This is a genomic window from Methylibium rhizosphaerae, from assembly GCF_006386545.1.
In the GTDB taxonomy this organism is placed as follows: Bacteria; Pseudomonadota; Gammaproteobacteria; order Burkholderiales; family Burkholderiaceae_C; genus Pseudorivibacter; species Pseudorivibacter rhizosphaerae.
In genome coordinates, this window is sequence record NZ_SWAR01000019.1 from 1 (window position 1) to 26579 (window position 26579).

Genomic DNA, 26579 nt, shown 5'->3' on the forward strand with positions numbered 1-26579 from the left:
TCGTCGTCGGTCACAACCAGTTCGACCTTCGGCCTGCCTCTCGTCATCGCGGTATCTCCAGTTCCAAGATACCGCAATGGCACGCACTATTTATGCCAGTTATCCACGGGACAGGACACTAGCGGGCCGTCGAAATTCTCGAGCGCGAAAGGCGGGAGTCAGAGCTGCGAAGCCCAGTGCTGGGTGAGCGGCGTGGTCGCCTTGGCCAGCCGCCGCTCGTTGAGCAGCGCACGGCCCAGGCCCCTGTGGTGGGTGCTGCGTGCCGCGGCGGCCAGCAGTGTCTGGTCGATCAGGTCGCGCTGCGCATGGCTGCCGCCGAAGTGGTGCGCCACCGTGCGCATCGGCTGCAGCAGGCCGATCGCCTCGTCATGGCGCGCCTTCGCGAACGCGAGCAGGCCGCGCATCAGCGGCAGGCCGACTTCGCGCGCCATCGCCTTGTTGATGCCCTCGTCGCGCTCGGCCTTCAGTGCGACCTCGGCCACCAGCGCCTCGGCCCGCTCGACCTGGCCGCTGCCCACGAACGCGAGCAGCGCATGCAGGTCGTTGAAGGCATAGAAGCCCGCGGCGGCTTCGTCCTGCTGCCAGGCCGCCGCATTGGCCGCCCAGCGCGAAGCCCCCGCATCGCTGCCGAGCAGGTGCAGGCGCCACAGCAGTGCGGTGGCATCGAGCCGCTGCAGCGTCACGTCGATCGCGGCCTGGGTGGCGATCTGCTCGTCATAGATCTGCAAGGCGCCGGCGACGTCCAGCGTCTCGAGGTGGAAGAGCGCGAGGTGCCACCAGTTGTGGCCGGCCAGTCCGTTGTCGTCTTCGGCCCAGCAGCTGCGCCGTGTGTTGAGCCAGGCCCGGCCTTCCTCGTGGCGGCCCTGCATTTCCATCACATGCGCCACCGCATGGATGGCCCAGGGCACGCAGGCACTGCCGCCCGCCGCTTCGCGGCCGGCCTGCTCGGCCTGCGGATAGAGGTTGCTTTCTTCCAGCCCGAAGGCATACATGCCCAGCACGTACGGGTACAGCGCGTCCGACTTGTCCCATTCGGGCAGCACCCGCGCGACGCGCTGGCGCAGGTTGCGGGCGTCGCCGCGGTAGAAGTCGAACAGGTGCGCCAGCTGCAGCGCCAGCAGGTCGCGAGGGTGCTGGTTGAGGAGCGCGTCCCAGGCCGCGCAGGCGCCGTGCCAGTCGCCGCCGAAGCAGCGATGGGCGGCGGCAAGCTGCGCGCGCTCCCGGTCGTTGGCGCCCGCGGCGAGGGCCTGCGCCCTGGCCAGCGCCGCGTGCGCCTCGGGCAGCAGCTTGTGCTCGGTGACCGACAGCAGGAAGCCGGCACGCACGACGTGAGGCAGCATCCATTGCGGGTCGGCGGCGCTCGCGGCGTCGAGGTCTTCGAGCGGGGTGCCGTAGAAGGAGACCAGGCGCCAGTAGGCACGTTCGAGGTGGTCGACCGCGGCCTGTGACCGGGTGCTGACCGCGCAGCCGCGAGCATCTGTTTTCATGACCGGTTCACTCACTCCACAAGCTGCGCGCGACGATACCCCCGCCGCCATGACTACGCTTGCGGTGGGGTCGGCCATGGCCTCTGCGGCCCGCGCATCTGCTCCCACGCACGGGCCATCTGCAGCACGCCGAGGTCGTCGAAGCGGCGGCCGGCGATCTGCAGGCCGATGGGCAGGCCCTCGCCGGTGTAGCCGCAGTTGACCGAAGCCGCCGGCTGCTCGCTCATGTTGTAGGCCAGCGTGAAGGCGATGTGGTCGAACGGCCGGGTCACGTCGTTGGTCGGGCAGGGCAGCTCGGCAGCGAAGGCCGGCATCGGCGACGTGGGCGAGAGCACGTAGTCGAAGGCCTGCGTGGCGGCCACCGTGGCCTCGCGGATGGTGAGCATCTGGCTGTAGCCCTTGAACACCTCTTCGCCGCCCAGGTGGGCGCCACCCTCGGCCCAGGCGCGTATGAAGGGCAGCACCCGGTTGCGCCGCTCCTCGGGCAAGGCGCTCATGTCGATCCAGGAGCGCATGCGCCAGAAGCGGTCCACGCCTTCGATCATCGAACGCTGGCACCACGGCGCGACGGGCTCGACGATGGCACCGGCGGCCTCGAACTGCTTCGCCGCCGCAACGACGGCGGCCTGCACCTGCGGCTCGACCGGCGTGCCCCAGCCGGCGTCGAGCCACAGGCCGACCCGCAGGCCCTTCAGCTCGCGGCCTTCGAGCCGCTGCCATTCGATGGGCTGGTAGGGCAGGCTCATGTGGTCGCGCCAGTCGGGCCTCGACAGCACCTGCATCAGCAGCGCCGAGTCGGCCACGCTGCGGGTCATGGGGCCGGCCACGCGGGCCGGGTACGGCGGCTTGATCGGGATGCGGCCCAGGCTGGGCTTCAGGGTGAACAGGCCGCACCAGCCGGCCGGCAGGCGCACCGAGCCGCCGATGTCGGTGCCCACGTGCAGCGGGCCGTAGCCCGCGGCTGCGCCGGCCGCGGCGCCAGAACTGGAGCCGCCGGGGTTCTTGCTCAGGTCCCAGGGGTTGCGGGTGAGCGGGTGGAAGCTCGACAGCCCCGACGACAACATGCCGTAGTCGGGCATCGTGGTCTTGCCGAGGAACACCGCCCCCGCTTCGCGCAGGCGCGCGGCGGGCGGCGCGTCTTCGGGTGCGGGCACCAGCTCGGTGGCCGCGGTGCCGAGCGGCACCGGCACGCCGCGGGTGGCGATGTTCTCCTTCAGCATGGTCGGCACGCCGTCCACCTCGCCCAGCGGCCGCCCGGCCAGCCAGCGCGCCTGTGACTCGCGCGCCATGGCCAGCGCCACGTCGGCATCGAGCGCATAGGTGGCCTGCAGGTGAGGCTCCCAGCGCCCGATGTGATCGAGCACCGCCTGCGTGGCCTCGACCGGCGAGGCCTCCTTGCGGCGGTAGAGCCCGACCAGCTCGACCGCGCTGAGTTCATGCAGTTGCGCCACGTGCCGCCCTCACTGCCAGTAGACGGCGGCCATGTCGTTGGCGAACACCGGTGAGCTGCTCCACAGGCCCTTGAGCCTGGCGCTGCCCACCGCGAACTGCGGCAGCTGGAACAGCCATGCGTTCACCGCATCGCCGGCCAGCATGCGCTGCGCATCGCCGATGAGCTTCGTGCGCTCCCTGGGGTTGGTGGTCCCGTTGTACTTCTTCATCAGGGCCTGGAAGGCCTTGGAGTCGTAGCCGAAGTAGTACTGCGGGTTGGCATAGACCATGATGTCCAGCGGCTCGACGTGACTCACGATCGACAGGTCGAAGTTGCCCTTGAAGGTGCCCGACAGCCACTGCGCCCATTCGACGTTCTCGATCTTCGCGACGATGCCCACCTTGGCCAGCTGGGCCGCGACCACCTCGCCGCCCTTGCGTGCGTACTGCGGCGGCGGCAGCGTGAGCGACAGCTGCAGCGGCGTGGCCACGCCGGCTTCCTTGAGCAGGGCCTTCGCCTTCTCGGGGTCGTATGGGTAGGTGCCGGTCAGGTCCACATAGCCCGCGTCGCTCGGCACCATGTGGCTGCCGATCGGCTTGCCGTAGCCGTCCATCGCGCCGTCGATGAGCGCCTTGCGGTCGATGGCGTGGGCGATGGCGCGGCGCACGCGCACGTCGTCGAGCGGCTTCCTGCGGTGGTTGATGCTGAGCATGGTCTTGCCCTCGGTGCCGCCCACCGCCACCGAGAAGCGCGGGTCGCTCTTGAACTGCGCGAGGCTCTGGGAGGCCTGGAAGCGCGGGAAGGCGTCCACGTCGCCGGCCAGCAGCGCGGCCACCTGCGCCGCCGGGTCGTTGATGAAGCGGAAGGTCACCCGCTTGAGCTTCACCGCGGCGGCGTTGCGAAAGCCGTCCCACTTCGTCAAGGTGACGGCCGAGCCCTTTGCCCAGTGGGTGAACGTGAACGGGCCGGTGCCGACCGGCCGGGTGGCGGTGGTGGCTGCGCTCTTCGGGTCGAGGATCACCGCGGTGTTCTCGCCCATGCGGAACAGGAAGTCGCCGTCGGCGTTGTCGAGCGTGACGATCACCGTGTGCGGATCGGGCGTGTCGATGCGGGCGATGTTGTCGAACACCTGCTTCCTGGCCTTGTTGGTGGAACCTTCGGCCTTGGCCCGCTCGAAGCTCCATTTCACGTCGGCCGCATCGAAGGCTTCGCCGTCGTGGAACTTCACCCCGCGGCGCAGCTTGAAGGTGTAGGTCTTGCCGTCGGGCTCGAGCTTCCAGCTTTCGGCCAGCAGCGGACTCACCGTGCCGTCCATCTGGATCTTCGTGAGGCCCTCGAGCACGTTGTAGTGCACGATCTCGCCGATGGCCGCGGCCGGCGCGGTGGTGGGGTCCAGGCCCGGCGGCTCGAGGGTGATGCCGATGACCGCGGCATCCTTGCGGCCCTGGGCAGCAACGGCGAACACCATTGCGCCCGAGACGGCGAACACGGCAGCGGCACGAAGCGGGAACCTCATTTGGGCTTTCTCCTGTTGGGCTGGCGCCGGACGCGCCATCATGACAAAACCGGCGGCAGGGCGTCGAGCAGCGCACGGGTATAGGCATGCTGCGGCTCGCCGAACACCTGCTGCGCGGGGCCCTGCTCGACGATGCGGCCGTGCTGCATCACCGCCACCTCGTCGCAGACGTGGTCCACCACCGCGAGGTCGTGGCTGATGAGCAGGTAGCTGACGCCGAACTGCTCGCGCAGGTCCTGCAGCAGGTTGAGCACCTGGGCCTGCACCGACACGTCGAGCGCGCTCACCGGCTCGTCGGCCACGATGAGCCGGGGCCGCGTGATGAGCGCGCGCGCGATGGCGATGCGCTGGCGCTGCCCGCCCGAGAACTCGTGCGGGTACTTCTGTGCGTCGCCGGCGCGCAGGCCCACGGCTTCGAGCGACTCGGCCACGCGGGCGATGCGCTCGTCCCTGGGGCAGCCGCCCAGCGCCGCCAGCGGCTCGGCGACGATGGTGCCGACCCGCTGCCGCGGGTCGAGCGAACCGTAGGGGTCCTGGAAGACCATCTGGAAATCGCGCCGCGCGCGCCGCAGCGCGGCGCGCGGCAGGGCATGCAGGTCGGTGCCCGCCAGCAGCACCTGCCCGGCGTCGGGCCTTTCCAGCGCCATGACCACCCGGGCCAGCGTCGACTTGCCCGAGCCCGATTCGCCCACGATGCCGAGGCTGCGGCCGGCTTCGATGCGCAGGCTCACCCCGTCGAGCGCCTCGACCACCGGCGGCGCCTGGAACAGGCTCTCGCGCGGCAGCCGGTAGTGGCGCTTCACGGCGCGCACCTCGAGCAGCGCAGGTGCGGCATTCATGCGCGGGCTCCGAGCACGTCGTCGACCCGGATGCAGCGGGCATGGTGCACAGGCCCGACCTCGAACCGCGGCGGCAAGGCCTCGCGGCAGGCCGGCACCACCCACGGGCACCGGTCGGCAAACGGGCAGCCGCGCGGCAGGTCGGCGAGCTCCGGCACGCGGCCGGCGATGGTGGGCAGCCGGCGGCCGCGGCCGAGCCCCAGCTGCGGCCGCGCGGCGAACAGCCCGCGGCTGTAGGGGTGCGCCAGGCGCCCGAACACGTCGCCGGTCGGCCCGCTTTCGACCACCGTGCCGCCATACATCACCATGACCTGCTGCACCTGCCCGGCCATCAGCGCGAGGTCGTGCGACACCAGCAGCAGGCCCATGCCCGCATCGCGCACCAGCTCGCCGATGAGGGCCAGCACCTCGCGCCGGGTGCTCGCATCGAGCGCGGTGGTCGGCTCGTCGGCGATCAGCAGCTGCGGCCCGCAGGCCAGCGCCATGGCGATGGTGACCCGCTGCCGCTGGCCGCCGGACAGCTGGTGCGGGTAGGCGTCCAGCCGCCGCGCCGCCTGCGGCAGCTGCACACGGTCCAGCAGCCGCAGCGCCTCGGCCCGCGCCGCGGCCGCGTCGAGCCCCTGGTGCAGGCGCAGCGGCTCAGCCACCTGCCGGCCGACGGTGTGCAGCGGGTTGAGCGCCGTCATCGGCTCCTGGAACACCATGGCCATGCGATTGCCGCGCAGCGCGCACAGGGACTCCTCGTCGAGCCTGACGAGCTGCCGCCCTTCGAAGCGGATGCTGCCGCTCGCGGTGGCGCCCTCCGGCAGCAGCCCCATGACGGCCAGCGCGGTCATCGACTTGCCGCAACCCGACTCGCCGATCAGCCCGAGCGTCTGGCCGCGCTGCATCGAGAAGCTCACCCCGCGCAGGGCCTCGGCCTCCCCGCGCGGCGTGCCGAGGCGCACCCGCAGGTCTTCGACTTCGAGCAGCGGCGGTGGCAGTGGCGTCGCGCTCAAGACCGTGCCCTCGCCAGACGCGGATCGAGCAGGTCGCGCAGCCCGTCGCCCAGCAGGTTGAGCCCCAGCACCGACAGCGCGATGGCGAGGCCCGGGTAGATGGCCAGCTGCGGCGCCTGGAACATCTGGGTCTGCGCCTCGTTGAGCATGCGGCCCCACGAGGGCTGCGGCGGCTGCGTGCCGAGCCCGAGATATGACAGCGCCGCCTCGGCCAGGATGGCGGTGGCGAACTGGATGGTCATCTGCACGATGAGGATGGAAGCGATGTTGGGCAGCACGTGCTCGAGCGTGATGCGCGCGTGCCCCTTGCCGCAGGCCTGCGCCGCCAGCACGAACTCGCGCGACCACACCGCGTTGGCCGCACCGCGCGTGATGCGTGCGAACACCGGGATGTTGAACAGGCCGATCGCGACCACCGAAGTGAGCAGGCCCGGGCCGTAAATGGCGGTGAGCATGATGGCGGTGAGCAGCGCCGGGAAGGCGAAGGTGAAGTCGCACGCGCGCATCGCGAGCTCCTCGACCCACCCTTTCTGCGCCGCCGCGATCGCCCCCAGCGTGACGCCCAGCAGCACACCGATGGCCACCGCGATGACGCCCACCGCGATGGAGTTGCGTGCGCCCACCATGAGCAGCGTGGCGACGTCGCGGCCGAGGCTGTCGGTGCCGAGCCAGTGGGCCGGCGTGGGCGGCTGGAGCTTGTGCGGGATGTCGAGCCCGACGGGGTCGTGAGGCGTCCAGACGAGCGACAGCGCTGCGGCCAGCAGGAGCAGCGCAACCAGGGCCGCACCGAGCATGAAGCTGCGGTGCCGGCGGGCCAGGCGGCAGAACGACGCGAGGCTAGCCATCGCGCCGCAGGCGGGGGTCGATCACCCCGTACAGGACATCCACCACGAAGTTCACCAGCACCACCATCCCGGCCAGCAGCATCACCACGTTGCGTACCACCACGAGGTCGCGATTGGCGATGGCCTGGAACACCAGCCGGCCGATCCCGGGGAGGTAGAACACGCTCTCGACCACGATGGTGGCGGTGAGCAGGCTCGCGAACTGCAGCCCCATCACGGTGACCACCGGCACCATCGCATTGCGCAGCACGTGCCGCCACAGCGCGGACCGCCGCGACAGGCCCTTGGCCCGCGCGGTGCGCACGAAGTCCTCGCGCAGCACCTCGAGCACCGACGACCGCACGATGCGCGCCAGGATGGCCGCCTGCACCGCGGCCAGCGCGACCGCCGGCAGCACCAGCGCCTTCAGGGCCGGCCAGAAGCCGCCGCCGGCCTCTTCGGTCCAGCCGGGGAAGCCGCCCGCCGAGAACCAGCGCAGCTGCACCGAGAACACCAGGATCAGCAGGATCGCGAACCAGAAGCTGGGGATCGCGATGCCGAGCTGGCTGAGGCCCATGACGCCCAGGTCGCCCCACTTGTTGTGGTGGGCCGCGGCATAGATGCCCAGCGCCAGCGCCGCCACGGTGGTCAGCAGCATGGCCAGCAGCGCCAGCGGCAGGCTCACCACCAGCCGCTCGCCGATCAGCTCGGACACCGGGGTGCCGTAGGCCACGCTGGTGCCCAGGTCGCCGGTGACGAGCCCCGACAGCCACGCGCCGTAGCGCGCCGCCGCCGGCTGGTCGAGCCCCAGCTGGGCGCGCAGGGCCGCCACCGCCTCGGGCGTGGCCGTGTCGCCCAGCCTCACCAGTGCCGCATCGCCGGGCAGCACCTCCAGCACGAAGAAGATCACCGCCGACGCGCACAGCAAGGTGGCGGCGAAGGTCAGCGCTCGCTTGAACAGAAACCAGCTCATCAAGAGGGAAAGTGGCGGGCCCCGGGCCGGGGCGCCGCAGCGTATCCTGTTTGCCTCGTTGCCGACAAGCCAGCCGGAGCCCACCGCAGTGCGACGACCCGACCCGATCCCCTTCGACACCCGCCGCATGTACATCGGTGGCCTCTGGTGCGAAAGCACCAGTCGCGAGACGCTGGAGCTCGTGAACCCGTCGGACGGCAGCCCGCTGGCCGACATCGCACGCGGCGGGCCGGCCGACGTCGACGCAGCGGTGAGTGCCGCCCGCGGCGCAATCGAGGGCGACTGGGGGCGGCTCACTGCCGCCGAACGCGGCCGCCTGCTGCTGGCCATGAGCCGGCGTGTGCTCGAGCAGGCAGACGAGCTGGCCCGGCTCGAGGCGCTGGACGTGGGCAAGCCGCTGCGCCAGGGCCGCGCCGATGCGGTGGCGCTGGCGCGCTACCTGGAGTTCTATGCCGGCGCGGCCGACAAGGTGCATGGCCAGACGCTGCCCTTCGCCAACGGCTACACCGCGCTCACGCTGCGCGAGCCGCACGGCGTCACCGGCCACATCGTGCCGTGGAACTACCCGATGCAGATCATCGGCCGCAGCGTCGGCGCCGCGCTGGCCATGGGCAACGCCTGCGTGCTCAAGCCTGCCGAGGAGGCCTGCCTCACCGCGCTGGCCTTCGCCCGCATCGCCGCCGAGGCGCAGCTGCCGGCCGGCGCGCTGAACGTGGTGCCGGGGCTGGGCGAGGAAGCCGGCGCCGAGCTGTCGTCGCACGCCGGCGTCGACCACCTGTCGTTCACCGGCTCGGTGGCCACCGGCGCGCTGGTGCAGGCCGCGGCCGCGAGACATGCGGTGCCGGTGACGCTGGAGCTGGGCGGCAAGAGCCCGCAGATCGTGTTTGCCGATGCCGACCTCGAGGCCGCCCTGCCCTACCTGGTGAATGCCGGCATCCAGAACGCCGGCCAGACCTGCTCGGCCGCCTCGCGCGTGCTGGTGGAGCGGCCGGTGTACGACACGGTGCGCAACCTGATGGCCGAGCGCTACCGCTCGCTGAAGGTGGGGCCGGCACTGGCCGACCTCGACCTGGGCCCGGTGATCGCCCGGCGCCAGCAGACCGTGGTCGAGCGCTACCTGCAGCTGGCGGTGGACAGCGGCCTGCCGATCGTGGCGCAGGGCGAGCTGGTGGCCGATGCGCCGGAAGACGGCTTCTACGTGCGGCCCACGCTCGTCGACCATGTGCCGCCCGAACACGCGCTGGCCCAGGAAGAGATCTTCGGCCCGGTGCAGGTGCTCATCCCGTTCGACGGCGAGGCCGAGGCCCTGCGCATTGCCAACGGCACCCCCTACGGCCTGGTGGCCGGTGTGTGGACGCGCGACGGCGCGCGGCAATGGCGCATGGCTCGCGGCCTGAAGTGCGGGCAGGTGTTCGTCAACAACTACGGCGCCGGCGGCGGCATCGAACTGCCCTTCGGCGGCGTGAAGCTGTCGGGCCACGGCCGCGAGAAGGGCTTCGAGGCGCTGTACGGCTTCTCGCGCTTGAAGACGGTGGCGATCCACCATGGCTGAAGAGGGGGCAGACATGAGACACCCTGTGTCAACCTCGATGTCGCGGGGCGAGCGCCGGGCCGCTCCCAAGCCGGCCCGCATCCCCCCGGGGGATCGGCCGGCGTACGCGCCGGACGAGGGGCAGACATGAGCGGACGGCTGCAGGACAAGATCGCGATCGTGACCGGCGGCGCGTCGGGCTTCGGCGCCGGCATCGTGCGCAAGTTCGTGGCCGAAGGCGCGCAGGTGCTCATCGCCGACCGCAACCTCGAAGCCGCGCTCGACCTCGCGGCCTCGCTGGGCACCGCAGCGCGTGCGCTGCGGGTGGACGTGAGCAGCGCCACCGACACGACGGTGATGGTCGAAGCCGCCTGGGAACACTTCGGCGGACTGGACATCCTGGTCAACAACGCCGGCATCGGCCACCTGCCGCAGCCGATGGAAGAGCTGTCCGAGGAAGACTTCGACCGCCTCTTCGCGGTCAACATGAAGTCCATCTACCTCGCCGCGCGCGCGGTGCTGCCGCACTTCAAGGAGCGCCGGCGCGGCGTGATCCTCAACATGGCCTCCACCGCCGGCGTGAGCCCGCGGCCCCGGCTCACCTGGTACAACGCCAGCAAGGGCTGGGTCATCACCGCCACCCGCTCGATGGCGGTAGAGCTGGCGCCGCTGGGCATCCGCGTGGTGGCGCTCAACCCGGTGGCCGGCGAGACGCCTCTGCTGTCCACCTTCATGGGCGGCGACACGCCGGAGCTGCGCGCGAAGTTCCTGTCCACCATCCCGATCGGCCGCTTCTCGACGCCCGAGGACCTGGGCAATGCGGCATGCTTCCTGTGCAGCGACGAAGCGTCGATGATCACCGGCGTCGCGATGGAGGTGGATGGCGGCCGCTGTGTCTGATGGCCCACCCCCGTAGCGGCTTCGCCGCTCCCCCTCGAGGGGGCGGTGCCTGCGGCCCGGCGAAGCCGGTTCCGCGGCCCCTGCCGGGGTGCGCCGGGTCTGGCGACCGCGGCGCGACTTCAGGACCGCGAGGCAATCGAACATGACGAAGGAGCTTTCTTGACGATGACGCAGTCCCTGTCCGACACGGACGTCTTCACCGCCCTGCGCCCGCGCCTGTTTGCCATCGCCTACCGCATGCTCGGAACCCGCGCCGACGCGGAAGACCTGCTGCAGGACGCCTGGCTGCGCTGGCACGCCAGCGACGCTTCCAGCGTGCAGTCCGCCGAGGCGTGGCTGGTCACCATCGTCACGCGGCTGGCCATCGACCGGCTGCGCGCAGCCAAGGCCGAGCGTGAAACCTATGTCGGCTTCTGGCTGCCCGAGCCGCTGGTCGAGGAGATCGACGAACGCTCGCCCGAGGCGCTGCTGGAGCAGGCAAGCGACATCTCGGTGGCCTTCCTGTGGGTGCTGGAGCGCCTGGCGCCCGAGGAGCGGGCGGCCTACCTGCTGCGCGAGATGTTCGAGCAGGACTACGCCGACGTCGCCGAGCTGCTGGGCAAGCAGGAAGCGGCCGTGAGGCAGATGGTGAGCCGCGCCGCCAAGCGGGTACAGGAAGAACGCCGCCGCTTCGAGGTGACGCCGGCGACGCACCGCGCGCTGCTGGAGAAGTTCATCCATGCGGCGCAGAGCGGCGAGCGCAATGCCATCAAGGCGCTGCTGGCCGACAACGTGGAGCTGGTGGGCGACGGCGGCGGCAAGGTGCCGTCGTTCGGCGAGGTGCTGCGCGGTGCCGACCGCATCACCAACCTGTTCTGGGCGCTGTCGAAGCGTCTGGGCGACGTGATCACCTACCGGCTGGTGCAGATCAACGGCGAGCCCGGGCTGCTGCGCTATGTGGATGGCCAGCTCGAGTCGGCCCAGGCCTTCGTCACCGACGGCGAGCGCATCACCGCGATGTACGTGGTGCGCAACCCGGACAAGCTGGCCGGTATCGCCGGCATGACACAGGCATGAGGCGATGCTGCGTGGAGGCTGCCTCTGCCGGGGTGTGGCCTTCGAGGTCGACCGCCGCATGATTTTTCTCTGAGCCTGTCACAAGCCGGCGCGCCGCCACGTCTTGAAGGATGTAGGCGGTCGCAAGGTGCGGCCGCCACCCAAGCCAAACCGAAAGGACCGTGCCATGACCGCTCACGCCGCCCGACTGCCCTACTACCAGCTCGCCCCGAAGGCCTTCCAGGCCATGCTCAATTTCTCGGGCGCGCTGCGCAAGGACCTGCTCGGCGCCCGCCTCGTGGACCTCGTGCTGCTGCGCGTTTCGCAGATCAACGGCTGCGGCTACTGCATCGACATGCACTGGCGCGACCTGATCAAGCTCGATGCCGACCCGCGCCACCTCAATGCCGTGGCCGGCTGGCGCGAGGCACCCTTCTTCAGCGACCGCGAACGCGCGGCGCTGCGCTGGGCCGAGGCGGTGACGCTGATCCCGCAACGCGACCCGAGCGACGAAGACTTCGCCGAACTCAAGCAGCACTTCACCGACCAGGAGATCGCCGAACTCGGCTTCGTGATCGCCAACATCACTGCCTGGAACCTGCTCAACGTGAGCTTCCGCAACCCGATGCCGGAGAACGCCTGACCTGTCGAGCTGTGATCCCGGGGCCAGACAGTGATCGAGTGCTGCTCGCGCATATGCGCGAGTGCATCGACCGGGTTCTCGAGTACACCCAAGGGCAACAGGTCAGTCTTCGAAACTTCCCGCCTGGTCCGGCAGAACGGCCCGCACCGCGCCTGCCAACCCACACCTACCGAGGGCCCTCGGCCCGGCTGCGCTCCAGCCATTGCCGCGGTGAACACCCCAGCCGCTGGCTGAACAGCCGCGACAGCGCCGGCGCGCTGGCATAGCCCAGTTCGTCGGCGATCTGCTTGACCTGGCGGCCACGGCGCAGCTCGGTCTGCGCGAGGCTCAGGCGCCAGTCGGCCAGGTAGTCGGCCGGCGGCTGGCTGACCGCGGCCTTGAAAGCGGCCGCGAAGGCGCTGCGCGACATGCCGGCGCGCGCCGCCATGGCGGCCAGGCTCCATGGCGCGCCCGGCTCTTCGTGCAGGGCCACCAGCGCCGCCGCCAGGCGCGGATCCGCCAGGCCGTTGATGAGCCCCGGCCGCACGCCGACCTCGGCCGGGTGGTCGATCACCCAGCGCAGCAGCTGGATCAGCACCACCTCGAACAACCGGTCGGCCAAAAGGCGCTGGCCGCAGCGCAGCCGCTCGGTTTCGTTGAACAGGAGGGCGAGCGCCGGCTCCAGCCCTTCGACCTGCGCCAGCGGCAGCACGATCAAAGGCGGCAGCGTGCGCACCAGCGGATGTCGCTCGCCGCCGTCGAACTCGAGCTCCGCACACACGAAGTCCGAACCTTCGCGCGGCGGGTTGTGGAACCGGTGCGCGAGCGGGCGCGGGTAGAACAGCAGCGTCGGCTCGGTGAACACGCGGCGCCGCGGCATGCCCGCCCGGGCGCTGCCGGGCAGTTCGAGCCGGCCGCTGCGCATGACATGCAGGAAGCCGCGCCCCGGCTCGGCCGGGAAGCGGCTCACGCCGCACAACGGGCCGTTGTGGAACAGGCGTGCCCGGACCTTGAAGTGCTCGAGCACGCCGGACAGGCGATCCACCGGGGCTGCTGCTGGCATGGCGTGGACGAATAGGTACGTTGTTCGGATGAAAGGCAACCAATGGTATTCGAGCGGCCCGCACACTGGCGTTGGCAGCTGCTTCTTCATCCCTTCAACTCCGCAAAGGAAACACCATGTCCCGCGTTCCCCTCATCGACCCCGCCCATGCCACCGGCGAGCGCAAGCAGCTGCTCGACCAGATCCACGGCGCCTTCGGCGCCACGCCGGCGATGTTCCGCGCCGTCGCCAACTCGAGCGCCGCGCTCAAGAGCATGTGGGGCAGCTTCGGCGCCCTGGGCGGTGGCGTGATCCCGGCCAAGCTGGGTGAGCAGATCGCGGTGGCGGTGGCCGACCGCAACGGCTGCGAGTACTGCCTGGCCGCCCACACCATGCTCGGCCGCAAGGCCGGCGCCAGCGCCGCCGAAATGGCGGCCGCGCAGCAGGGCGAGTCGGCCGACGCCCACACCGCCGCCGCGCTGCGCTTTGCGCTGAAGCTGGTGGACGGCCGCGGCCAGGTGAGCGATGCCGACGTGCAGGCATTGCGGGCGGCAGGCTTCGACGACGGGCAGGTCGTCGAGGTCCTGGCCCATGTGGCGCTCAACCTGTTCACCAACTATGTGAACGTGGCCTTCGGCGTGCCGCTGGACTTCCCGGCGGTGAAGCTGCAGCGTGCGGCGGCCTGACGCGCGCTGCAGCGGCCCGCCGGCCTCAGCCGCGCGGCGCCACCCGCGCGTCGAGCGGCCCGGGCTGGTACGCCGGCAGGAAGGCACAGCCCGCGCCGAAGCGCGCCTCGTAGCCCTTGCAGTTCGAGGCGATGCCTTCGGGCGTGGGCTTGTCGCCGCGCTCGACCCATTGCAGCAGCGCGTCGAAAAGCGTCGGGTAGATCGGTTCGCCGAGATAGCTGTGCTCCCGGCTGTCCACATAGGTCTGCACCAGCTTTTTCGTGCCGGCGCCCTGCTCCATGGTCTGGCGGAACTTCGACTGCAGCTCGACGAACGCGGTGGGGTCGTTGATGCCATGCACCGTCAGCACCGGCACGCCGATGCGGCCGGTCAGGTCGGCATCGGCGCCGAACACGGCCACCGCCTGCGGGTCGGCGCGGTAGCGCAGCACCCGCGCGTTGAGCTCCGCATCGTTGTCGGAGCCGCTGTAGCGCACGCGTTCGTTGTCGAACGGGTTCCTGCCGCCGGTGCGGTTGCGCACGATGTCCTGGAAGTGCCAGGTGGCCCAGTTGAGATGGGCCAGCACCGAGCTTTCCGGGATGCGGATCACGTCGACGATGGTCTTGAGCTTCCTGGCCTGCTCGGCGCTGCGCTCGGCCGCGGGCTTGCGCAGCCCCAGGCACTCGTCGGCGCGCCGGGCGAGCTCGGCCCGCGTGAGCTTGCTGTCGGCCGGCAGCCCCATCCACAGCGGGTACTGCGGCTCGTCGGCCTTGGGATGGTTGGCGCACAGGTACTGGTAGACCACCCGCAGGTCGAGGCGGAAGTCGTACGAGCGGGTGCCGCCGGCCAGCACGCCGCTGCTGAGCAGCACCGCGTCATAGGGTGACTTCGCCGCATCGGCCGCGTACATCTCGGCCGCCTTGGCCGCCACGCTGGCGCCCCAGGACTGGCCGTGCAGCAGCGTGCGCTTCGGCTGCGCGACGTGGTCGACGAAGATGCGGCGCACCCGCTCGGTGTCTTCGGCGGCGCTGCGCACGGCCACGCCGCCCTGGCGAAACACCGACCCGGCCCAGGCATGGCCGGCCTTCACCGTGACGGCCCAGCGCTCGATGTCCTCGTCGGCCCGCTCGGGCTTGGGCTCGCCCAGGGCCGGACCGCCGTGGGCATGCACCACCAGCACGCCGCTCCAGCGTTCGGGCATGACGATGAGATAGGGCGCCCCCGCGGAGTCGACGCCGCGCAGGCACTTCCCGCCGGCGGGCACGCCCTTCGGGCAGGCGGCCGCCTGCGGCGCGGCTTCGCCGCTGCTGCGTTGGGCCTGCGGGGCCTTCGAAGGGGAACCGCAGCCGGCCAGCACGAAGGCTGAGGCCGCGGCGGCGAACATGAAGCGGTACGGCAAGGCTGTCTCCGATCGTCTTGTGGGGGGAACTCCGGCGTCACGGTAAGCAAGGCGTGCCAGACGGTCAAATACACTGACGAGGTCGTTCCGATATGTTCCGGATATGGAGTTTCGACACCTGCGCTACTTCGTGGCCGTGGCCGAAGCCGGTCACATGACCCGTGCGGCGGCAACGCTCGGCATCCAGCAGCCGCCGCTGTCGCAGCAGATCCGCGCACTCGAAGCACAGCTGGGCATGGCGCTGTTCCACCGCCACCCCAAGGGCGTGACGCTCACCGACGGCGGCCGCGTGTTCCTCGACGAGGCGCGCCGGCTGCTGGCCGACATGGCCGCGATGCAGCACCGCATGGAACGGGTGGCGCGCGGCCAGCAGGGCGTGCTGTCGGTGGCCTTCACCAGCTCTGCCGCCGCGCATGCCTTCACGCCGGCGGCGCTGCGCGAAAGCCGCAGCCGCTATCCCGACATCGAGCTGCAGTTGTCGGAGCACAACGCGGCCGAAATCACCGAGGCGGTGGCCGCGGCGCGGCTGCACTGCGGGCTGCTGCGCGTGCCGGTGTCGCGGCCCGACGGCGTGGCGCTCGAGACGCTGCTGCACGAGCCGGTGGTGGTGGCCCTGCCGAACGACCATGCGCTGGCGCGGCGCACCACCCGCGGCGGCAAGCCGGCGCCCTTGTCGCTGCGCGACCTCGAAGCCGAGCGGCTGATCCTGGTGCGCCGCCCGGGCGCACCAGGCCTTTATGCCAACCTGCTGGCGCTGTGCGAGGAGGCCGGCTTCGTGCCGCTGATCGCGGCGGAGGTCGAGCGCATGATGACCAACCTCAACCTCGTGGCCGCCGGGGCCGGCATCTCGGTGGTGCCGGCCTCGATGACGGGCGCCCACCCTCAGGCGGTGGCCTACCACCCGTTCGAGGAGAGCGTGCGCCTGCAGGCGCCGCTGACGCTGGCGTACCGCGCGGCCGACTGCACCGGCCCGACCGCCACCTTCGTGTCCCTGCTGCGGAAGATCGCACGCAGCACGCGCTTTCGTGCGCTCGCGCGGCGGGCATGATGCCCACCACCATGCCGCTGCACCGCCGCCTCCTGCTCAAAGCCGCCGCCTGCCTTGCGGCCGCGCTGCCCACCGCGCGCGGCCGTGCCGAGGCCTGGCCCGCGCGCCCGGTGCGCATCGTGGTGGGCTACCCGCCGGGCGGCGTGAGCGATGCCATCACGCGGGCGCTGGCCGACAAACTGACCACACGGTTGGGCGTTGCGGTGCTGGTGGAAAACCGTGCCGGCGCCGCCGGCGCGGTGGCCATGGCCGCGGTGGCCAAGTCGGCGCCCGACGGCCACACCCTGTGCTTCTCGGCCATCAGCCCGCTCACCCAGGGCGAGCGGCCGCCCGAGGGCATCGCCCCGCTGGTCAGCGTGATGTACACGCCGGTGCTGGTGCTCGGCACGCCGGCGCTGGCGGCCGGCAGCTTCACGGCGATGCTGGCCGCTGCAAGGGCCGAACCGGGCCGCGTGCGCTGGGCGACCTCGGGGCTGGGCACCACCGGGCACCTCGTGCTCGAGCAGGTCCAGCAGGCCAGCGGCGTGACCTTCACCCATGTGCCCTACAAGGGCGGCGGCCAGCAGCTGTCGGATGCGCTCGGCGGCCAGTTCGAGGTGTTGTCGTCGAACGTGGGCGCCACCCAGCTGGAACATGTGCACGCCGGGCGCTTCAAGCCGCTGGCGGTGGGCTCGCCGCAGCGGGTGGCGGTGCTGCCCGAGGTGCCCACGCTGGCCGAACTGGGGTTCCCCAAGGCCAACCGCGTGTCGCTGTTCGGCTTCTTCGCACCGGCCGCCACGCCGCCCGAGCGGATGGCCCGGCTCAACGCCGAGATCAATGCGGCGCTCTCATCACCCGAGATCCGCGAGCAGCTGCTGGCGGTGAACAACGTGCCCACCGGCGGCAGCGCCGAGGAGTTCGCACGGCAGATCCGCGCGGAGCGGGCGGCGAACCGGCCTTAGGGTCGGGGCGCTAAGCCAGCAGCGTCTCGGCCGGCCTGTAGGCCAGGCCGTGCGCCTCGGCCACCGGCGCGCAGGTCACCTGGCCGGCCGCCACGTTCAGCCCCGAGCGCAGGTGCGGGTCGTCCGCCAGCGCGCGGCGCCAGCCCTTGTCGGCCAGCGCCAGCACGAACGGCAGCGTCACGTTGTTGAGGGCGAAGGTGGAGGTGCGCGCCACCGCGCCCGGCATGTTGGCCACACAGTAGTGAACGATGCCGTCGACCACGAAGGTGGGCGCCGAATGGGTGGTGGGACGGGAGGTCTCGAAGCAGCCCCCCTGGTCGATGGCGATGTCCACCATCACCGCGCCGGGCTTCATGGTGGCGAGCATCGAGCGCGTCACCAGCTTGGGCGCTGCGGCACCCGGAACCAGCACGGCGCCGATCACGAGGTCGGCGCGCGCCACCAGCTGCTCGATCGCGTCGCGCGTGGAGAACACCGTGCGGACACGGTCGCCGAACTGGGCCGACAGGCGCCGCAGCACTTCGGCCGAGCGGTCCACCACCGTGACCTCGGCGCCCATGCCGATGGCGATGGTGGCCGCATGGGTGCCGGCCACGCCGCCGCCCAGCACCAGCACGTCGGCCGGCGGCACCCCCGGCACGCCGCCCAGCAGCACGCCGCGCCCGCCCTGGGCCTTCTCGAGGCAATGGGCGCCCACCTGCGGCGCCAGGCGTCCCGCCACCTCGGACATCGGCGTGAGCAGCGGCAGCCCCCCGCTGGGCGAGGTGACGGTCTCGTAGGCAATGCACGCGGCGCCGCTTTCGACGAGGTCGCGCGTCTGCGGCGCATCGGGCGCCAGGTGCAGGTAGGTGAACAGCACCTGGTGCGACTTGAGCTGGCGGCGTTCGTCGGCCAGCGGCTCCTTCACCTTGACCACCATCTCGGCCTCTGCCCACACGCGCGAGGCGCGCTCCACGATCTCGGCCCCGGCGGCAGCATAGTCGGCATCGGCGAAACCGATGCCGGCACCGGCACCGTGCTCCACCAGCACCGCATGCCCGCGCCGCGTCAGCTCGGCCACCGACGAGGGCACGAGGCCGACGCGGTATTCATGGTCCTTGATCTCGCGTGGAACACCGATCTTCATGGCGGGCCTCCTGCCGGCATTGGCGCTGGAATGAAGGCCACTCTAGGCCGGCTCGCGGCGAAGAACTCTCGGTGTTGGCGGGCCGGGACTGGAATTGCTTCAGCCGGCGCTCCACCCGCCGCCCAGGGCACGGATCAGCCCCACCGTCGCCTGGTACTGCGCCGAGCGCACCTGCACCGACTGGCGGCGGTTGCGCAGCTCGCTGCGCTGCGCGTCCAGCAGGTCGAGCTGGCTCACCAGCCCGTTGCGGTAGCGCGACTCCGACAGCGCAGTGGCGCGGCTGGCCGACTCGATGGCACGGGCCTGCACCTCGGACTGCTCGGCCAGCAGGCGCAGCGATGCGAGCTCGTCCTCCACGTCCTTGAAGGCCACCAGCACCTGCTCGCGGTAGCGCGCCAGCGCGGCGTCCATCTCGGCGCGGGCGTTGGCCACGCCGGCTTCGCGGCGGCCGCCGTCGAGCAGCGGCAGCGACAGCAAGGCGCCGACGCCCCAGGTGCGGGCCGACCACTTGAACAGGTCCGACAGTTCGGGCGACGCATGGCCGCCCGAGGCGGTGAGCGCGAGGTTCGGGAACCAGGCCGTCTGCGCCACGCCCACCCGCGCCTGCGCGGCCTTGAGCTGGTCCTGCGCGGCGGCGACGTCGGGCCGGCGCGCCAGCACGGTGGCCGGCACCCCGGCCGGCACCACCGGCAAGGCGGTGTTCCACTGCGCGACCGGCGTGACCTCGAAGCCCGAGGCCACCTCGCCCACCAGCACGGCCAGGGCATGCTCGAGCGCGGCGCGCTGGCGGTCCAGCGCGAGCGCCTCGCCTTCGGTCACCGCCACCTCGGTGCGCACGCGGGCCACGTCCAGTTCGGAGATGTCGCCCACCTGGTAGCGCCGCTCGGTGAGGCGCAGCGTGTTGCGGTAGGCCTCGACGGTGTCGCGCACCAGCGCGCGTTCGGCGTCGAGCGCGCGCAGGGCCAGGTAGGTCTGCGCCACGTCCGCCTGCACCAGCAGCCGGGTGCTCTGCAGCAGCCCTTCGCTGGCGCGGGCGTCGAGCGCCGCGGCCTGGCTGGCACGGCTCAGGCGGCCGAACAGGTCGATCTCGTAGGACAGGCTGGCACCGGCACTGATCAAGGTGTTGGCACGGCCCTGGGCCAGCGGCTCGGCCTGGCGCACCGCGCCGGCGGAGACGCCCACCTGCGGCGCGCGGTCGGCATCGGCGCTTTTCAGCAGCGCCCTCGCCTGCGCGAGCCGCGCCGCCGCGACCTGCAGGCTCGCGTTGTTGCGCGCCGCACGCCCGACGAGGTCGTCGAGTTGCGGGTCGGCAAAGGCCTTCCACCATTCGCCTCGCGCCTGCGCCTCTGCGGGTTGCACGGCGGTCCAGCGGCCGTCGCCTTCCTTGAAGGCGGCCGGCGCGGCGGGCAGCGCGGCCGGGTCGATACCGGGCACCGAAGCGCAGCCGGCCAGCACCAGCGCGGCCAGCAGCGGTGCCAGGTGGCGGGTGATGTTCATCGCGGCTCCTTTTCGTTGTGGTTGTCGTGGATCGAGCTCATTCATGGTCGCCCACCTTCGCCGCAGGCACCGGCTTGATGGAGGCGCCGCCGCCGGCCGGCGAGGAAGCAAACGCCTCGTCGAGGTGCGGCACCTCGCCGTGCAGCTTGAGCGGCCGGTTGCCGGCCAGCCTGCGCATGAGCACGTAGAACACCGGCGTGAGGAAGATGCCGAAGGCCGTGACGCCGATCATCCCGGCGAACACCGCCACGCCCATGGCCTGGCGCATCTCGGCACCGGCACCGGTGGTGAACACCAGCGGCAGCACACCCATCACGAAGGCGAGCGAGGTCATCAGGATCGGACGCAACCGCAGGCGGGCCGCCTCCACCGCCGCCTGCAGCGGCGTACGGCCGGCGAATTCGAGCTCGCGGGCGAACTCGACGATCAGGATGGCGTTCTTGGCGGACAGCCCCACCAGCACCACCAGGCCGATCTGGGTGAAGACGTTGTTGTCGCCGCCCGAAAGCCAGACGCCGGTCATCGCCGCCATCAGGCCCATCGGCACGATCAGGATGATGGCCAGCGGCAGCTTGAGGCTTTCATACAGCGCGGCCAGCGCCAGGAAGACCAGCAGGATGGCGAGCGGGAACACCCACACCGCCGAGTTGCCGGCGAGGATCTCCTGGTAGGTGAGCTCGGTCCATTCGTAGCTGATGCCTGGGGGCAGCGTCTCCTTCGCGATGCGCTCGACTGCGTCCTGCGCCTGCCCCGACGAATAGCCGGGCGCCGGGCCGCCGTTGATGTCGGCGGCGAGGAAGCCGTTGTAGCGCATGGCACGCTCGGGGCCGAAGCTGGGCTGCACCTTCATCAGCGCGGACAGCGGCACCATCTCGCCGGTGGACGAGCGCACCTTGAGCAGGCCCACGTCTTCGGCCCGCGCGCGGTAGGGCGCGTCGGCCTGCACCCGCACGGAATACGTGCGGCCGAACTTGTTGAAGTCGTTGACGTAGAGGCTGCCCAGGTAGATCTGCATCGTGTCGAACACGTCGGTCACCGCCACGCCGAGCTGGCGTGCCTTGGTGCGGTCGATGTCGGCCCACAGCTGCGGCACGTTGACCTGGTAGCTCGAGAACAGGCCGGCGAGTTCGGGCGCCTGCTGCGCCTTGGCCATGAAGGCCTTCACCGCCGCGTCCATGGCTTCGTAGCCGAGCGAGCCGCGGTCTTCGAGCTGCAGCTTGAAGCCGCCGGTGGTACCCAGGCCCGACACCGGCGGCGGCGGGAACATCACGATGAAGGCGTCTTCGATCTTGGCGTACTCGGCATTGAGCTGGGCCGCCACCGCCGGGCCGCTCTGGTCGGGCCGCTTGCGCTGGTCGAACGGCTTCAGCATCGCGAAGGCAATGCCCGAGTTCGAGCTGTTGGTGAAGCCGTTGATCGACAGGCCGGGGAACGACAGCGTGCCCTCGATGTTGGGGTTCTGCTTGGCGATCTCGCCCATGCGGCGGATCACCTCGTCGGTGCGGTCGAGCGTGGCGCCGTCGGGCAGCTGGGCGAAGCCGATCAGGTACTGCTTGTCCTGCATCGGCACGAAGCCGCTGGGCACCGCCTTGAACAGGCCGAAGGTGGCCACCACCAGCACCAGGTAGATGCCCATCATCAGCGCCTTGCGCGAGGCGACGCGCTTCACGCCGGAGCCGTAGGCGTCGGAGCCGCGGCCGAAGGCCTTGTTGAAGCCGCGGAACAGCCAGCCGAAGGCGCGGTCCATGCCGCGGGTGAGCGCATCCTTGGGTGCGTCGTGGCTGCGCAACAGCAAGGCGGCGAGCGCGGGCGACAGCGTGAGCGAATTGATCGCCGAGATGACGGTGGAGATCGCGATGGTCACCGCGAACTGCTTGTAGAACTGCCCGGTGAGGCCGCTGATGAAGGCCAGCGGCACGAACACCGCCACCAGCACGATGGCGATCGCGATGATCGGCCCGGAGACCTCGCGCATGGCACGGTAGGTCGCGTCGCGCGGGGACAGGCCCGCCCCGATGTTGCGCTCGACGTTCTCGACCACCACGATGGCGTCGTCGACCACGATGCCGATGGCCAGCACCAGGCCGAACAGGCTCAGCGCGTTGATCGACAGGCCCAGCAGGTGCAGCACTGCGAAGGTGCCCACGATGGACACCGGCACGGCCAGCAGCGGGATGATCGACGCGCGCCAGGTCTGCAGGAACAGGATCACCACCAGCACCACCAGCGCGATGGCCTCGAGCAGCGTCTGCACCACCGACTTGATGGAGGCGCGCACGAACTGCGTGGGGTCGTAGGCGATGCGGTATTCCACGCCTTCGGGCATGTGGGGCGCGAGCTCTTCCATCGTCTTGCGCACCGCGGCCGAGATCTCCAGCGCGTTGGAGCCCGGCGCCTGGAACACGCCGGTGCCCACCGCCTGGTCGTTGTCGAGCAGCGAACGCAGCGAGTAGTCGGCCGCGCCGAGTTCGATGCGGGCGATGTCGCGCAGCCGCGTGACGGCGCCGCCGGGGGCGGTCTTCACGATGATGTCGCCGAACTGCTCTTCGTTCTGCAGGCGGCCCTGCGCATTGATGGACAGCTGCAGGTCCACGCCCGGCAGGCCCGGCGAGGCGCCCACCACGCCGGCAGCGGCCTGCACGTTCTGCTCGCGGATGGCGCGCACCACGTCGCCGGCGGCCAGGCCGTGCTCGGCCACCTTCTGCGGGTCGAGCCACACGCGCATCGAGTACTCGCCGCCGCCCCAGGTCTGAACCTGGCCCACGCCTTCGATGCGCGCGAGCCGGTCCTTGATGTTGAGCAGCGTGTAGTTGCGCAGGTAGTTCATGTCGTACCGGTTGTTCGGCGACACGAGGTGCACCACCATCGTGAGATCGGGCGAGCTCTTGACGGTGGTGATGCCCAGCCGGCGCACCTCTTCCGGCAGGCGCGGCTCGGCCTGCGCAACGCGGTTCTGCACCATCTGCTGCGCAAGGTCGGGATTCGTGCCCAGGCGGAAGGTCACGGTGAGCGTGAGCAGGCCGTCGGTGGTGGCCTGGCTGCCCATGTAGAGCATGCCTTCGACACCGTTGATGGCCTCCTCGAGCGGCGTGGCCACCGTCTCGGCGATCACCTTGGGGTTGGCACCCGGATACTGCGCACGCACCACCACCGAGGGCGGCACCACTTCCGGGTATTCGGAGATCGGCAGCGCGCGCAACGCAATCAGGCCGGCCAGCAGCATGAGCAGCGACAGCACGCCGGCAAAGATCGGCCGGTCGATGAAGAACTTTGAAAGATTCATGGGAGCGCTCTTGGTTCTTGTGATTCAGCTCACGACTGCGTCGCGCTCTCGCGCTTGGCCTGCACTTCCGGCTTGGCGTCCATGGCCACCGGCTGCGGCGCCAGCAGCGCGCCCGGCCGCACCCGGTGCAGGCCGTTGACCACCACGCGTTCGCCCGGCTTCAGGCCGCTGGTGACCACGCGCAGGCCGTTGACCGGCGCGCCCAGCGTCACCTCGCGCCACACCGCCTTGTTGTCGGCGTCCACCACCATGACGAAACGCTTGTTCTGGTCGGTGCCCACCGCGCGTTCGTTCACCAGCAGGGCCGCATCGCTGCTGGCCTGGCCCATGCGCAGCCGCGCGAACTGCCCGGGCATCAGCGCGCCGTCCTTGTTGTCGAACACGGCCCGCACGCGCACCGTGCCGCTGCGCGCATCGACTTGGTTGTCGACCAGCTGCAGCCGGCCCTCGAAGGGCGTGTCGGTGCTGGCCGCGGTGCCCATGTGCACCGGGATGCGCTCGATGTGAGAACGCGCCGACGTGCCGCCCGGCAGGCCCTTCAGCGCGCGGGTGACGATCTGCTCGTCGGCATCGAAGCTCGCATAGATCGGGTTCACCGACACCAGCGTGGTGAGCACCGGCGCGCCCGGGCCGGCGGCCACCAGGTTGCCGCTGGTCACCTCGATCCTGCCGATGCGCCCGGCGATGGGGGCACGCACCTGGGTGTAGCCAAGGTTGAGCCTGGCGGACTGCAGCGCGGCTTCTGCGGCACGCAGGTTGGCGTCGGCTTCCAGCAGCGCGTTGCTGCGCTCGTCGTATTCGCGCTGGGCGATCGCGCGCTCGTCCCACAGGCGGCGCGCGCGTTCGTGTTCGCTCCTGGCGAGAGCGGCGCGCGCCTTGGCGGCCAGCACCTGGGCCTGTGCACGGTCCACCTCGGCGGCATAGGGCGCGGGGTCGATGGTGACCAGCAGGTCGCCCTGCTTCACCAGCGCGCCCTCGCGGAAATGCACCGCCTGCACCGAGCCGGCGACACGCGAGCGCACTTCCACACGTTCCACCGCTTCGAGGCGGCCGGAGAACTCGCTCCAGGCGGCCACGTTGCTCTGCACCACGGTGGCCACCGACACCGGCGTGGCCTGCGGCTGCGCGGGCGGTGCATCGGCGATGGCGTCGTCGCCGTGCAGGCCGAAGATCGCGGCCGACACCGCGGTGAGGGCGGTGAGCACCGTGGCCGAGGCCAACAGCCGGGGGCGATCGGAAAGAAGCTTCTTGTTCATGTTGGGTCCTGTTCCAAAAAGAGAGAGGGGGGCGGTTGGTTGGGGCGGAGATCGGAAGCTCAGGCCGTACATCGCGCGACAGGCGGGTCGGCGTGGAGGAAGTCATGCAGGGCGTCGCGCACTTCATCGGCCCACGGCGGCGGCGCGCCGGCGTCGTGCGTGTAGCTGCGCGGCCAGCCCGTGGCCTGCGCGAGGCGGGTGACGTCGGCGCACACGCCGGCTTCGCACAGCCGGTGTGCATAGCCCAGCGTCTCGTCGCGCAGCGGATCGTCCTCGGCGGTGACCAGCAGGGTGCGCGGCAGGCCGGCCAGCCGCATCGAGCGGCCGGGCGCGGCATACGGATGCATCACGTCGTCGGCCCGCGGCAGGTAGGCGCGCCAGCCGTCGGCCCAGTGGCAGCCCACCGGGCCGGCGCGCACGTCGCGCAGCGACTTGGTGGCCACGCACACGTCGAGCATCGGCGACAGCAGGATCTGCCCGCCCAGCGGCGGGCCGTCGCGGTCGCGGGCCATCAGCGCCACCGCCGCGGCGAGATTGCCGCCGGCCTCTTCGCCGGCCACCAGCAGCGGGGCGCGCTGGTGCGACAGCGCACGGCGCTGCCTGGCAGCCCATTCGAGCGCCTCGTAGCCGGCTTCGACCGCGCGCGGGAACGGCTGCTCGGGCGCGAGCGGATAGTCCACCGACACCACCACGGCGCCGGCCTGCATGAGCAGGCGCGCCACCACCGCGCCGCTGTCGAGCGAGCCTTCGACGAAGGCGCCCGCATGGAAGTGCAGCACCACCGGCGCCGGCGGCGCGCCATAGCCCACCAGGTGGCGGCGCTGCCCAGGGCTGTACACCCGCACCGGCATCGCCTGGCCGCCGGCCAGCGTGAGCACTTCGTCACGGCTGTCGGCAGTGGCTGCGGCGGCGGGCTCGAGCCCGGGATTGGTGCGGTCCATCATGGCCTTGAAGCCGCAGTGCGGCATCGAACACGTTGTGATGGGGCAGAAGATAGGGCGCGCGTCGCAGGCAATAAATAGCCCTGCCGCTCATGCTTCATTTCAACGCCGCAACAATCGCGGCCTCTTTTTCCTGTTCAATCCGCACACCGCGTGAGGTGGAAGCAAGGAGAGGTTCGATGGACAGATTGCTGGCAATGCAGACCTTCGTTCGGGTCGTGGAGGCGGGCACCTTCGTGCGCGCCGCCGACTCGATGAACCTGCCCAAGCCCACGGTGACGCGGCTCATCCAGACGCTGGAGTCGCACCTGCAGACCAAGCTGCTCAACCGCACGACGCGGCGCGTCACGGTGACCGCCGACGGCGCGGCCTACTACGACCGCGCGGTGCGCGTGCTCAGCGAGATCGACGAGCTCGAGGCGAGCATGGCGCATGCGAAGTCCAACCCGCGTGGCCGGCTGCGCATCGACGTGGGCACATCGGTCGCGCAGCAGGTGCTGATTCCGGCGCTGCCTGACTTCCATGTGCGCTATCCCGACATCCAGATCGACCTGGGCGTGAGCGACCGGCCGGTCGACCTGATCAGCGAGAACGTCGACTGCGTGCTGCGCGGGGGCGAGCTCACCGACCAGTCGCTGGTGGCGCGCCGCATCGGCGAGTTCCATCTGGTGTATTGCGCTTCGCCCGCCTACCTGAAGCGCCATGGCACGCCCCTGCATCCGCGCGACATCGAGGAGAAGGACCACAAGGTCATCAACTACTTCTCGCCGCGCACCGGCAAGGTGTTCCCGTTCACCTTCACCAACGCCAAGGAGCGCATCGAATTCGAAGGCCGCCACGTGGTGGCGGTGAACGATTCCAACGCCAACCTGGCAGCCGGCCTGGCCGGGCTGGGCATCGTGCGCTCCACCACCTTCATGGTGCAGAAGCACGTTGCCTCGGGCCAGCTGGTGCCGCTGCTGCTCGACTGGTGCGCGGACTCCATTCCGATCCACGTGGTGTACCCGCCCAACCGGCACCTCTCCACCAAGCTGCGGGTGTTCGTCGACTGGGTGGCCGAGCTGTTCGCCCGCAGCGACTTCGTGCAGCGCAAGTGCAGCCTGCAGAAGCTGCCGGCCGTCGAGGCAGAACAGGGATCGCCCGCCGAAGCCGAGCCGGCCGCCGCGGCAGCCGACAGCGCAGTCGAGACGGTGTGACGCGGCGGCGGATCGTTCGTTGACGGCG

General features: G+C 70.9%; 22 protein-coding genes. 8 read left to right on the top strand and 14 right to left on the bottom strand.

Annotated elements, in window-relative coordinates; genetic code table 11:
* Positions 1-158: 158 nt before the first annotated feature.
* The 7 genes from E8D38_RS14580 to E8D38_RS14610 are packed head-to-tail and all read right to left on the bottom strand — an operon-like array spanning position 159 to position 8069.
* Entirely contained in the window at positions 159-1487 is a 1329-nt protein-coding gene (locus tag E8D38_RS14580; RefSeq protein ID WP_140631900.1) for a tetratricopeptide repeat protein, read from the bottom strand.
* Positions 1488-1540: 53 nt separating this feature from the next.
* Positions 1541-2938 carry an amidase gene (locus E8D38_RS14585; RefSeq protein WP_140631903.1) on the bottom strand — a complete coding sequence of 466 codons (1398 nt, stop codon included), beginning with the start codon at positions 2936-2938 and terminating at the stop codon, positions 1541-1543.
* A gap of 9 nt (positions 2939-2947) precedes the next feature.
* A complete protein-coding gene (locus tag E8D38_RS14590) occupies positions 2948-4435 on the bottom strand; it encodes an ABC transporter substrate-binding protein (RefSeq protein ID WP_140631907.1) in 1488 nt (495 codons plus the stop codon).
* A gap of 38 nt (positions 4436-4473) precedes the next feature.
* On the bottom strand, positions 4474-5274 hold the full coding sequence (locus E8D38_RS14595) for an ATP-binding cassette domain-containing protein (RefSeq protein WP_140631910.1): 801 nt from the start codon (positions 5272-5274) through the stop codon (positions 4474-4476).
* Positions 5271-6272, bottom strand: coding sequence for an ABC transporter ATP-binding protein (locus E8D38_RS14600; RefSeq protein ID WP_246099498.1), 1002 nt, complete (start codon positions 6270-6272; stop codon positions 5271-5273). The genes E8D38_RS14595 and E8D38_RS14600 overlap by 4 nt, the downstream gene beginning before the upstream one ends.
* Positions 6269-7117 carry an ABC transporter permease gene (locus E8D38_RS14605; protein ID WP_140631913.1) on the bottom strand — a complete coding sequence of 283 codons (849 nt, stop codon included), beginning with the start codon at positions 7115-7117 and terminating at the stop codon, positions 6269-6271. Before E8D38_RS14605 ends, E8D38_RS14600 begins: the two co-directional genes overlap by 4 nt.
* On the bottom strand, positions 7110-8069 hold the full coding sequence (locus E8D38_RS14610) for an ABC transporter permease (RefSeq protein ID WP_140631916.1): 960 nt from the start codon (positions 8067-8069) through the stop codon (positions 7110-7112). Before E8D38_RS14610 ends, E8D38_RS14605 begins: the two co-directional genes overlap by 8 nt.
* 127 nt (positions 8070-8196) lie before the next feature.
* Between E8D38_RS14610 and E8D38_RS14615 the strand changes: the two genes are divergently transcribed.
* The 4 genes from E8D38_RS14615 (at position 8197) to E8D38_RS14630 (ending at position 12178) form a co-directional block, all read left to right on the top strand.
* Positions 8197-9621 (top strand): aldehyde dehydrogenase family protein, encoded by a 1425-nt coding sequence (locus E8D38_RS14615; protein WP_140632301.1) that lies wholly within the window; start codon positions 8197-8199, stop codon positions 9619-9621.
* A gap of 126 nt (positions 9622-9747) precedes the next feature.
* Complete coding sequence (locus E8D38_RS14620; RefSeq protein ID WP_140631919.1) at positions 9748-10500, top strand: SDR family oxidoreductase; 753 nt, start codon at positions 9748-9750, stop codon at positions 10498-10500.
* Between the two features lie 165 nt (positions 10501-10665).
* Positions 10666-11556, top strand: a complete 891-nt coding sequence (locus tag E8D38_RS14625) for an RNA polymerase sigma-70 factor (RefSeq protein ID WP_140631923.1) — start codon at positions 10666-10668, stop codon at positions 11554-11556.
* A gap of 166 nt (positions 11557-11722) precedes the next feature.
* Positions 11723-12178, top strand: coding sequence for a carboxymuconolactone decarboxylase family protein (locus E8D38_RS14630; protein WP_140631927.1), 456 nt, complete (start codon positions 11723-11725; stop codon positions 12176-12178).
* 166 nt (positions 12179-12344) lie between these two features.
* Here the strand turns inward: E8D38_RS14630 and E8D38_RS14635 are convergent, their stop codons facing one another.
* The gene (locus tag E8D38_RS14635; protein ID WP_140631930.1) at positions 12345-13220 is read right to left on the bottom strand and encodes an AraC family transcriptional regulator; all 876 of its coding nucleotides are present in this window, start codon (positions 13218-13220) and stop codon (positions 12345-12347) included.
* A 116-nt stretch (positions 13221-13336) separates the two neighbouring features.
* Here E8D38_RS14635 and E8D38_RS14640 point away from each other — a divergent pair, with 116 nt between their 5' ends.
* Positions 13337-13885, top strand: a complete 549-nt coding sequence (locus E8D38_RS14640) for a carboxymuconolactone decarboxylase family protein (protein ID WP_140631933.1) — start codon at positions 13337-13339, stop codon at positions 13883-13885.
* Between the two features lie 25 nt (positions 13886-13910).
* Here E8D38_RS14640 and E8D38_RS14645 read toward each other — a convergent pair whose 3' ends face one another.
* Positions 13911-15248: an alpha/beta fold hydrolase gene (locus E8D38_RS14645; protein WP_425462780.1), complete on the bottom strand. Its 1338-nt coding sequence runs from the start codon at positions 15246-15248 to the stop codon at positions 13911-13913.
* Positions 15249-15366: 118 nt separating this feature from the next.
* Between E8D38_RS14645 and E8D38_RS14650 the strand changes: the two genes are divergently transcribed.
* Both E8D38_RS14650 and E8D38_RS14655 read left to right on the top strand, forming a co-directional pair.
* Positions 15367-16311, top strand: a complete 945-nt coding sequence (locus tag E8D38_RS14650; protein WP_140631936.1) for a LysR family transcriptional regulator — start codon at positions 15367-15369, stop codon at positions 16309-16311.
* Positions 16308-17252, top strand: coding sequence for a Bug family tripartite tricarboxylate transporter substrate binding protein (locus E8D38_RS14655; protein WP_425462779.1), 945 nt, complete (start codon positions 16308-16310; stop codon positions 17250-17252). Before E8D38_RS14650 ends, E8D38_RS14655 begins: the two co-directional genes overlap by 4 nt.
* Positions 17253-17262: 10 nt before the next feature.
* Here E8D38_RS14655 and ald read toward each other — a convergent pair whose 3' ends face one another.
* The 5 genes from ald to E8D38_RS14680 form a co-directional block, all read right to left on the bottom strand.
* Complete coding sequence (gene ald / locus E8D38_RS14660) at positions 17263-18378, bottom strand: alanine dehydrogenase (protein ID WP_140631940.1); 1116 nt, start codon at positions 18376-18378, stop codon at positions 17263-17265.
* A 99-nt stretch (positions 18379-18477) separates the two neighbouring features.
* Positions 18478-19875 (bottom strand): efflux transporter outer membrane subunit, encoded by a 1398-nt coding sequence (locus tag E8D38_RS14665; RefSeq protein ID WP_140631943.1) that lies wholly within the window; start codon positions 19873-19875, stop codon positions 18478-18480.
* A 37-nt stretch (positions 19876-19912) separates the two neighbouring features.
* A complete protein-coding gene (locus E8D38_RS14670) occupies positions 19913-23158 on the bottom strand; it encodes an efflux RND transporter permease subunit (protein WP_140631946.1) in 3246 nt (1081 codons plus the stop codon).
* A gap of 29 nt (positions 23159-23187) precedes the next feature.
* A complete protein-coding gene (locus tag E8D38_RS14675; protein ID WP_140631949.1) occupies positions 23188-24414 on the bottom strand; it encodes an efflux RND transporter periplasmic adaptor subunit in 1227 nt (408 codons plus the stop codon).
* Between the two features lie 59 nt (positions 24415-24473).
* On the bottom strand, positions 24474-25382 hold the full coding sequence (locus E8D38_RS14680) for an alpha/beta hydrolase (RefSeq protein WP_246099500.1): 909 nt from the start codon (positions 25380-25382) through the stop codon (positions 24474-24476).
* A 152-nt stretch (positions 25383-25534) separates the two neighbouring features.
* Between E8D38_RS14680 and E8D38_RS14685 the strand changes: the two genes are divergently transcribed.
* Complete coding sequence (locus E8D38_RS14685) at positions 25535-26551, top strand: LysR family transcriptional regulator (RefSeq protein WP_140631954.1); 1017 nt, start codon at positions 25535-25537, stop codon at positions 26549-26551.
* The last annotated feature ends 28 nt before the right edge of the window (positions 26552-26579 follow it).

What these genes read in the sequence shown, in the direction of transcription:
- E8D38_RS14645 (WP_425462780.1), bottom strand. Translation starts at nt 15,248, where the DNA reads ATGTTCGCCGCCGCGGCCTCAGCCTTCGTGCTGGCCGGCTGCGGTTCC.
- E8D38_RS14650 (WP_140631936.1), top strand. Translation starts at nt 15,367, where the DNA reads ATGGAGTTTCGACACCTGCGCTACTTCGTGGCCGTGGCCGAAGCCGGT.
- E8D38_RS14605 (WP_140631913.1), bottom strand. Translation starts at nt 7,117, where the DNA reads ATGGCTAGCCTCGCGTCGTTCTGCCGCCTGGCCCGCCGGCACCGCAGC.
- E8D38_RS14670 (WP_140631946.1), bottom strand. Translation starts at nt 23,158, where the DNA reads ATGAATCTTTCAAAGTTCTTCATCGACCGGCCGATCTTTGCCGGCGTG.
- E8D38_RS14580 (WP_140631900.1), bottom strand. Translation starts at nt 1,487, where the DNA reads ATGAAAACAGATGCTCGCGGCTGCGCGGTCAGCACCCGGTCACAGGCC.
- E8D38_RS14685 (WP_140631954.1), top strand. Translation starts at nt 25,535, where the DNA reads ATGGACAGATTGCTGGCAATGCAGACCTTCGTTCGGGTCGTGGAGGCG.
- E8D38_RS14630 (WP_140631927.1), top strand. Translation starts at nt 11,723, where the DNA reads ATGACCGCTCACGCCGCCCGACTGCCCTACTACCAGCTCGCCCCGAAG.
- E8D38_RS14610 (WP_140631916.1), bottom strand. Translation starts at nt 8,069, where the DNA reads ATGAGCTGGTTTCTGTTCAAGCGAGCGCTGACCTTCGCCGCCACCTTG.
- E8D38_RS14680 (WP_246099500.1), bottom strand. Translation starts at nt 25,382, where the DNA reads ATGCCGCACTGCGGCTTCAAGGCCATGATGGACCGCACCAATCCCGGG.
- E8D38_RS14665 (WP_140631943.1), bottom strand. Translation starts at nt 19,875, where the DNA reads ATGAACATCACCCGCCACCTGGCACCGCTGCTGGCCGCGCTGGTGCTG.
- E8D38_RS14620 (WP_140631919.1), top strand. Translation starts at nt 9,748, where the DNA reads ATGAGCGGACGGCTGCAGGACAAGATCGCGATCGTGACCGGCGGCGCG.
- E8D38_RS14615 (WP_140632301.1), top strand. Translation starts at nt 8,197, where the DNA reads ATGTACATCGGTGGCCTCTGGTGCGAAAGCACCAGTCGCGAGACGCTG.
- E8D38_RS14590 (WP_140631907.1), bottom strand. Translation starts at nt 4,435, where the DNA reads ATGAGGTTCCCGCTTCGTGCCGCTGCCGTGTTCGCCGTCTCGGGCGCA.
- E8D38_RS14595 (WP_140631910.1), bottom strand. Translation starts at nt 5,274, where the DNA reads ATGAATGCCGCACCTGCGCTGCTCGAGGTGCGCGCCGTGAAGCGCCAC.
- E8D38_RS14675 (WP_140631949.1), bottom strand. Translation starts at nt 24,414, where the DNA reads ATGAACAAGAAGCTTCTTTCCGATCGCCCCCGGCTGTTGGCCTCGGCC.
- E8D38_RS14625 (WP_140631923.1), top strand. Translation starts at nt 10,666, where the DNA reads ATGACGCAGTCCCTGTCCGACACGGACGTCTTCACCGCCCTGCGCCCG.
- E8D38_RS14640 (WP_140631933.1), top strand. Translation starts at nt 13,337, where the DNA reads ATGTCCCGCGTTCCCCTCATCGACCCCGCCCATGCCACCGGCGAGCGC.
- ald (WP_140631940.1), bottom strand. Translation starts at nt 18,378, where the DNA reads ATGAAGATCGGTGTTCCACGCGAGATCAAGGACCATGAATACCGCGTC.
- E8D38_RS14655 (WP_425462779.1), top strand. Translation starts at nt 16,308, where the DNA reads ATGATGCCCACCACCATGCCGCTGCACCGCCGCCTCCTGCTCAAAGCC.
- E8D38_RS14635 (WP_140631930.1), bottom strand. Translation starts at nt 13,220, where the DNA reads ATGCCAGCAGCAGCCCCGGTGGATCGCCTGTCCGGCGTGCTCGAGCAC.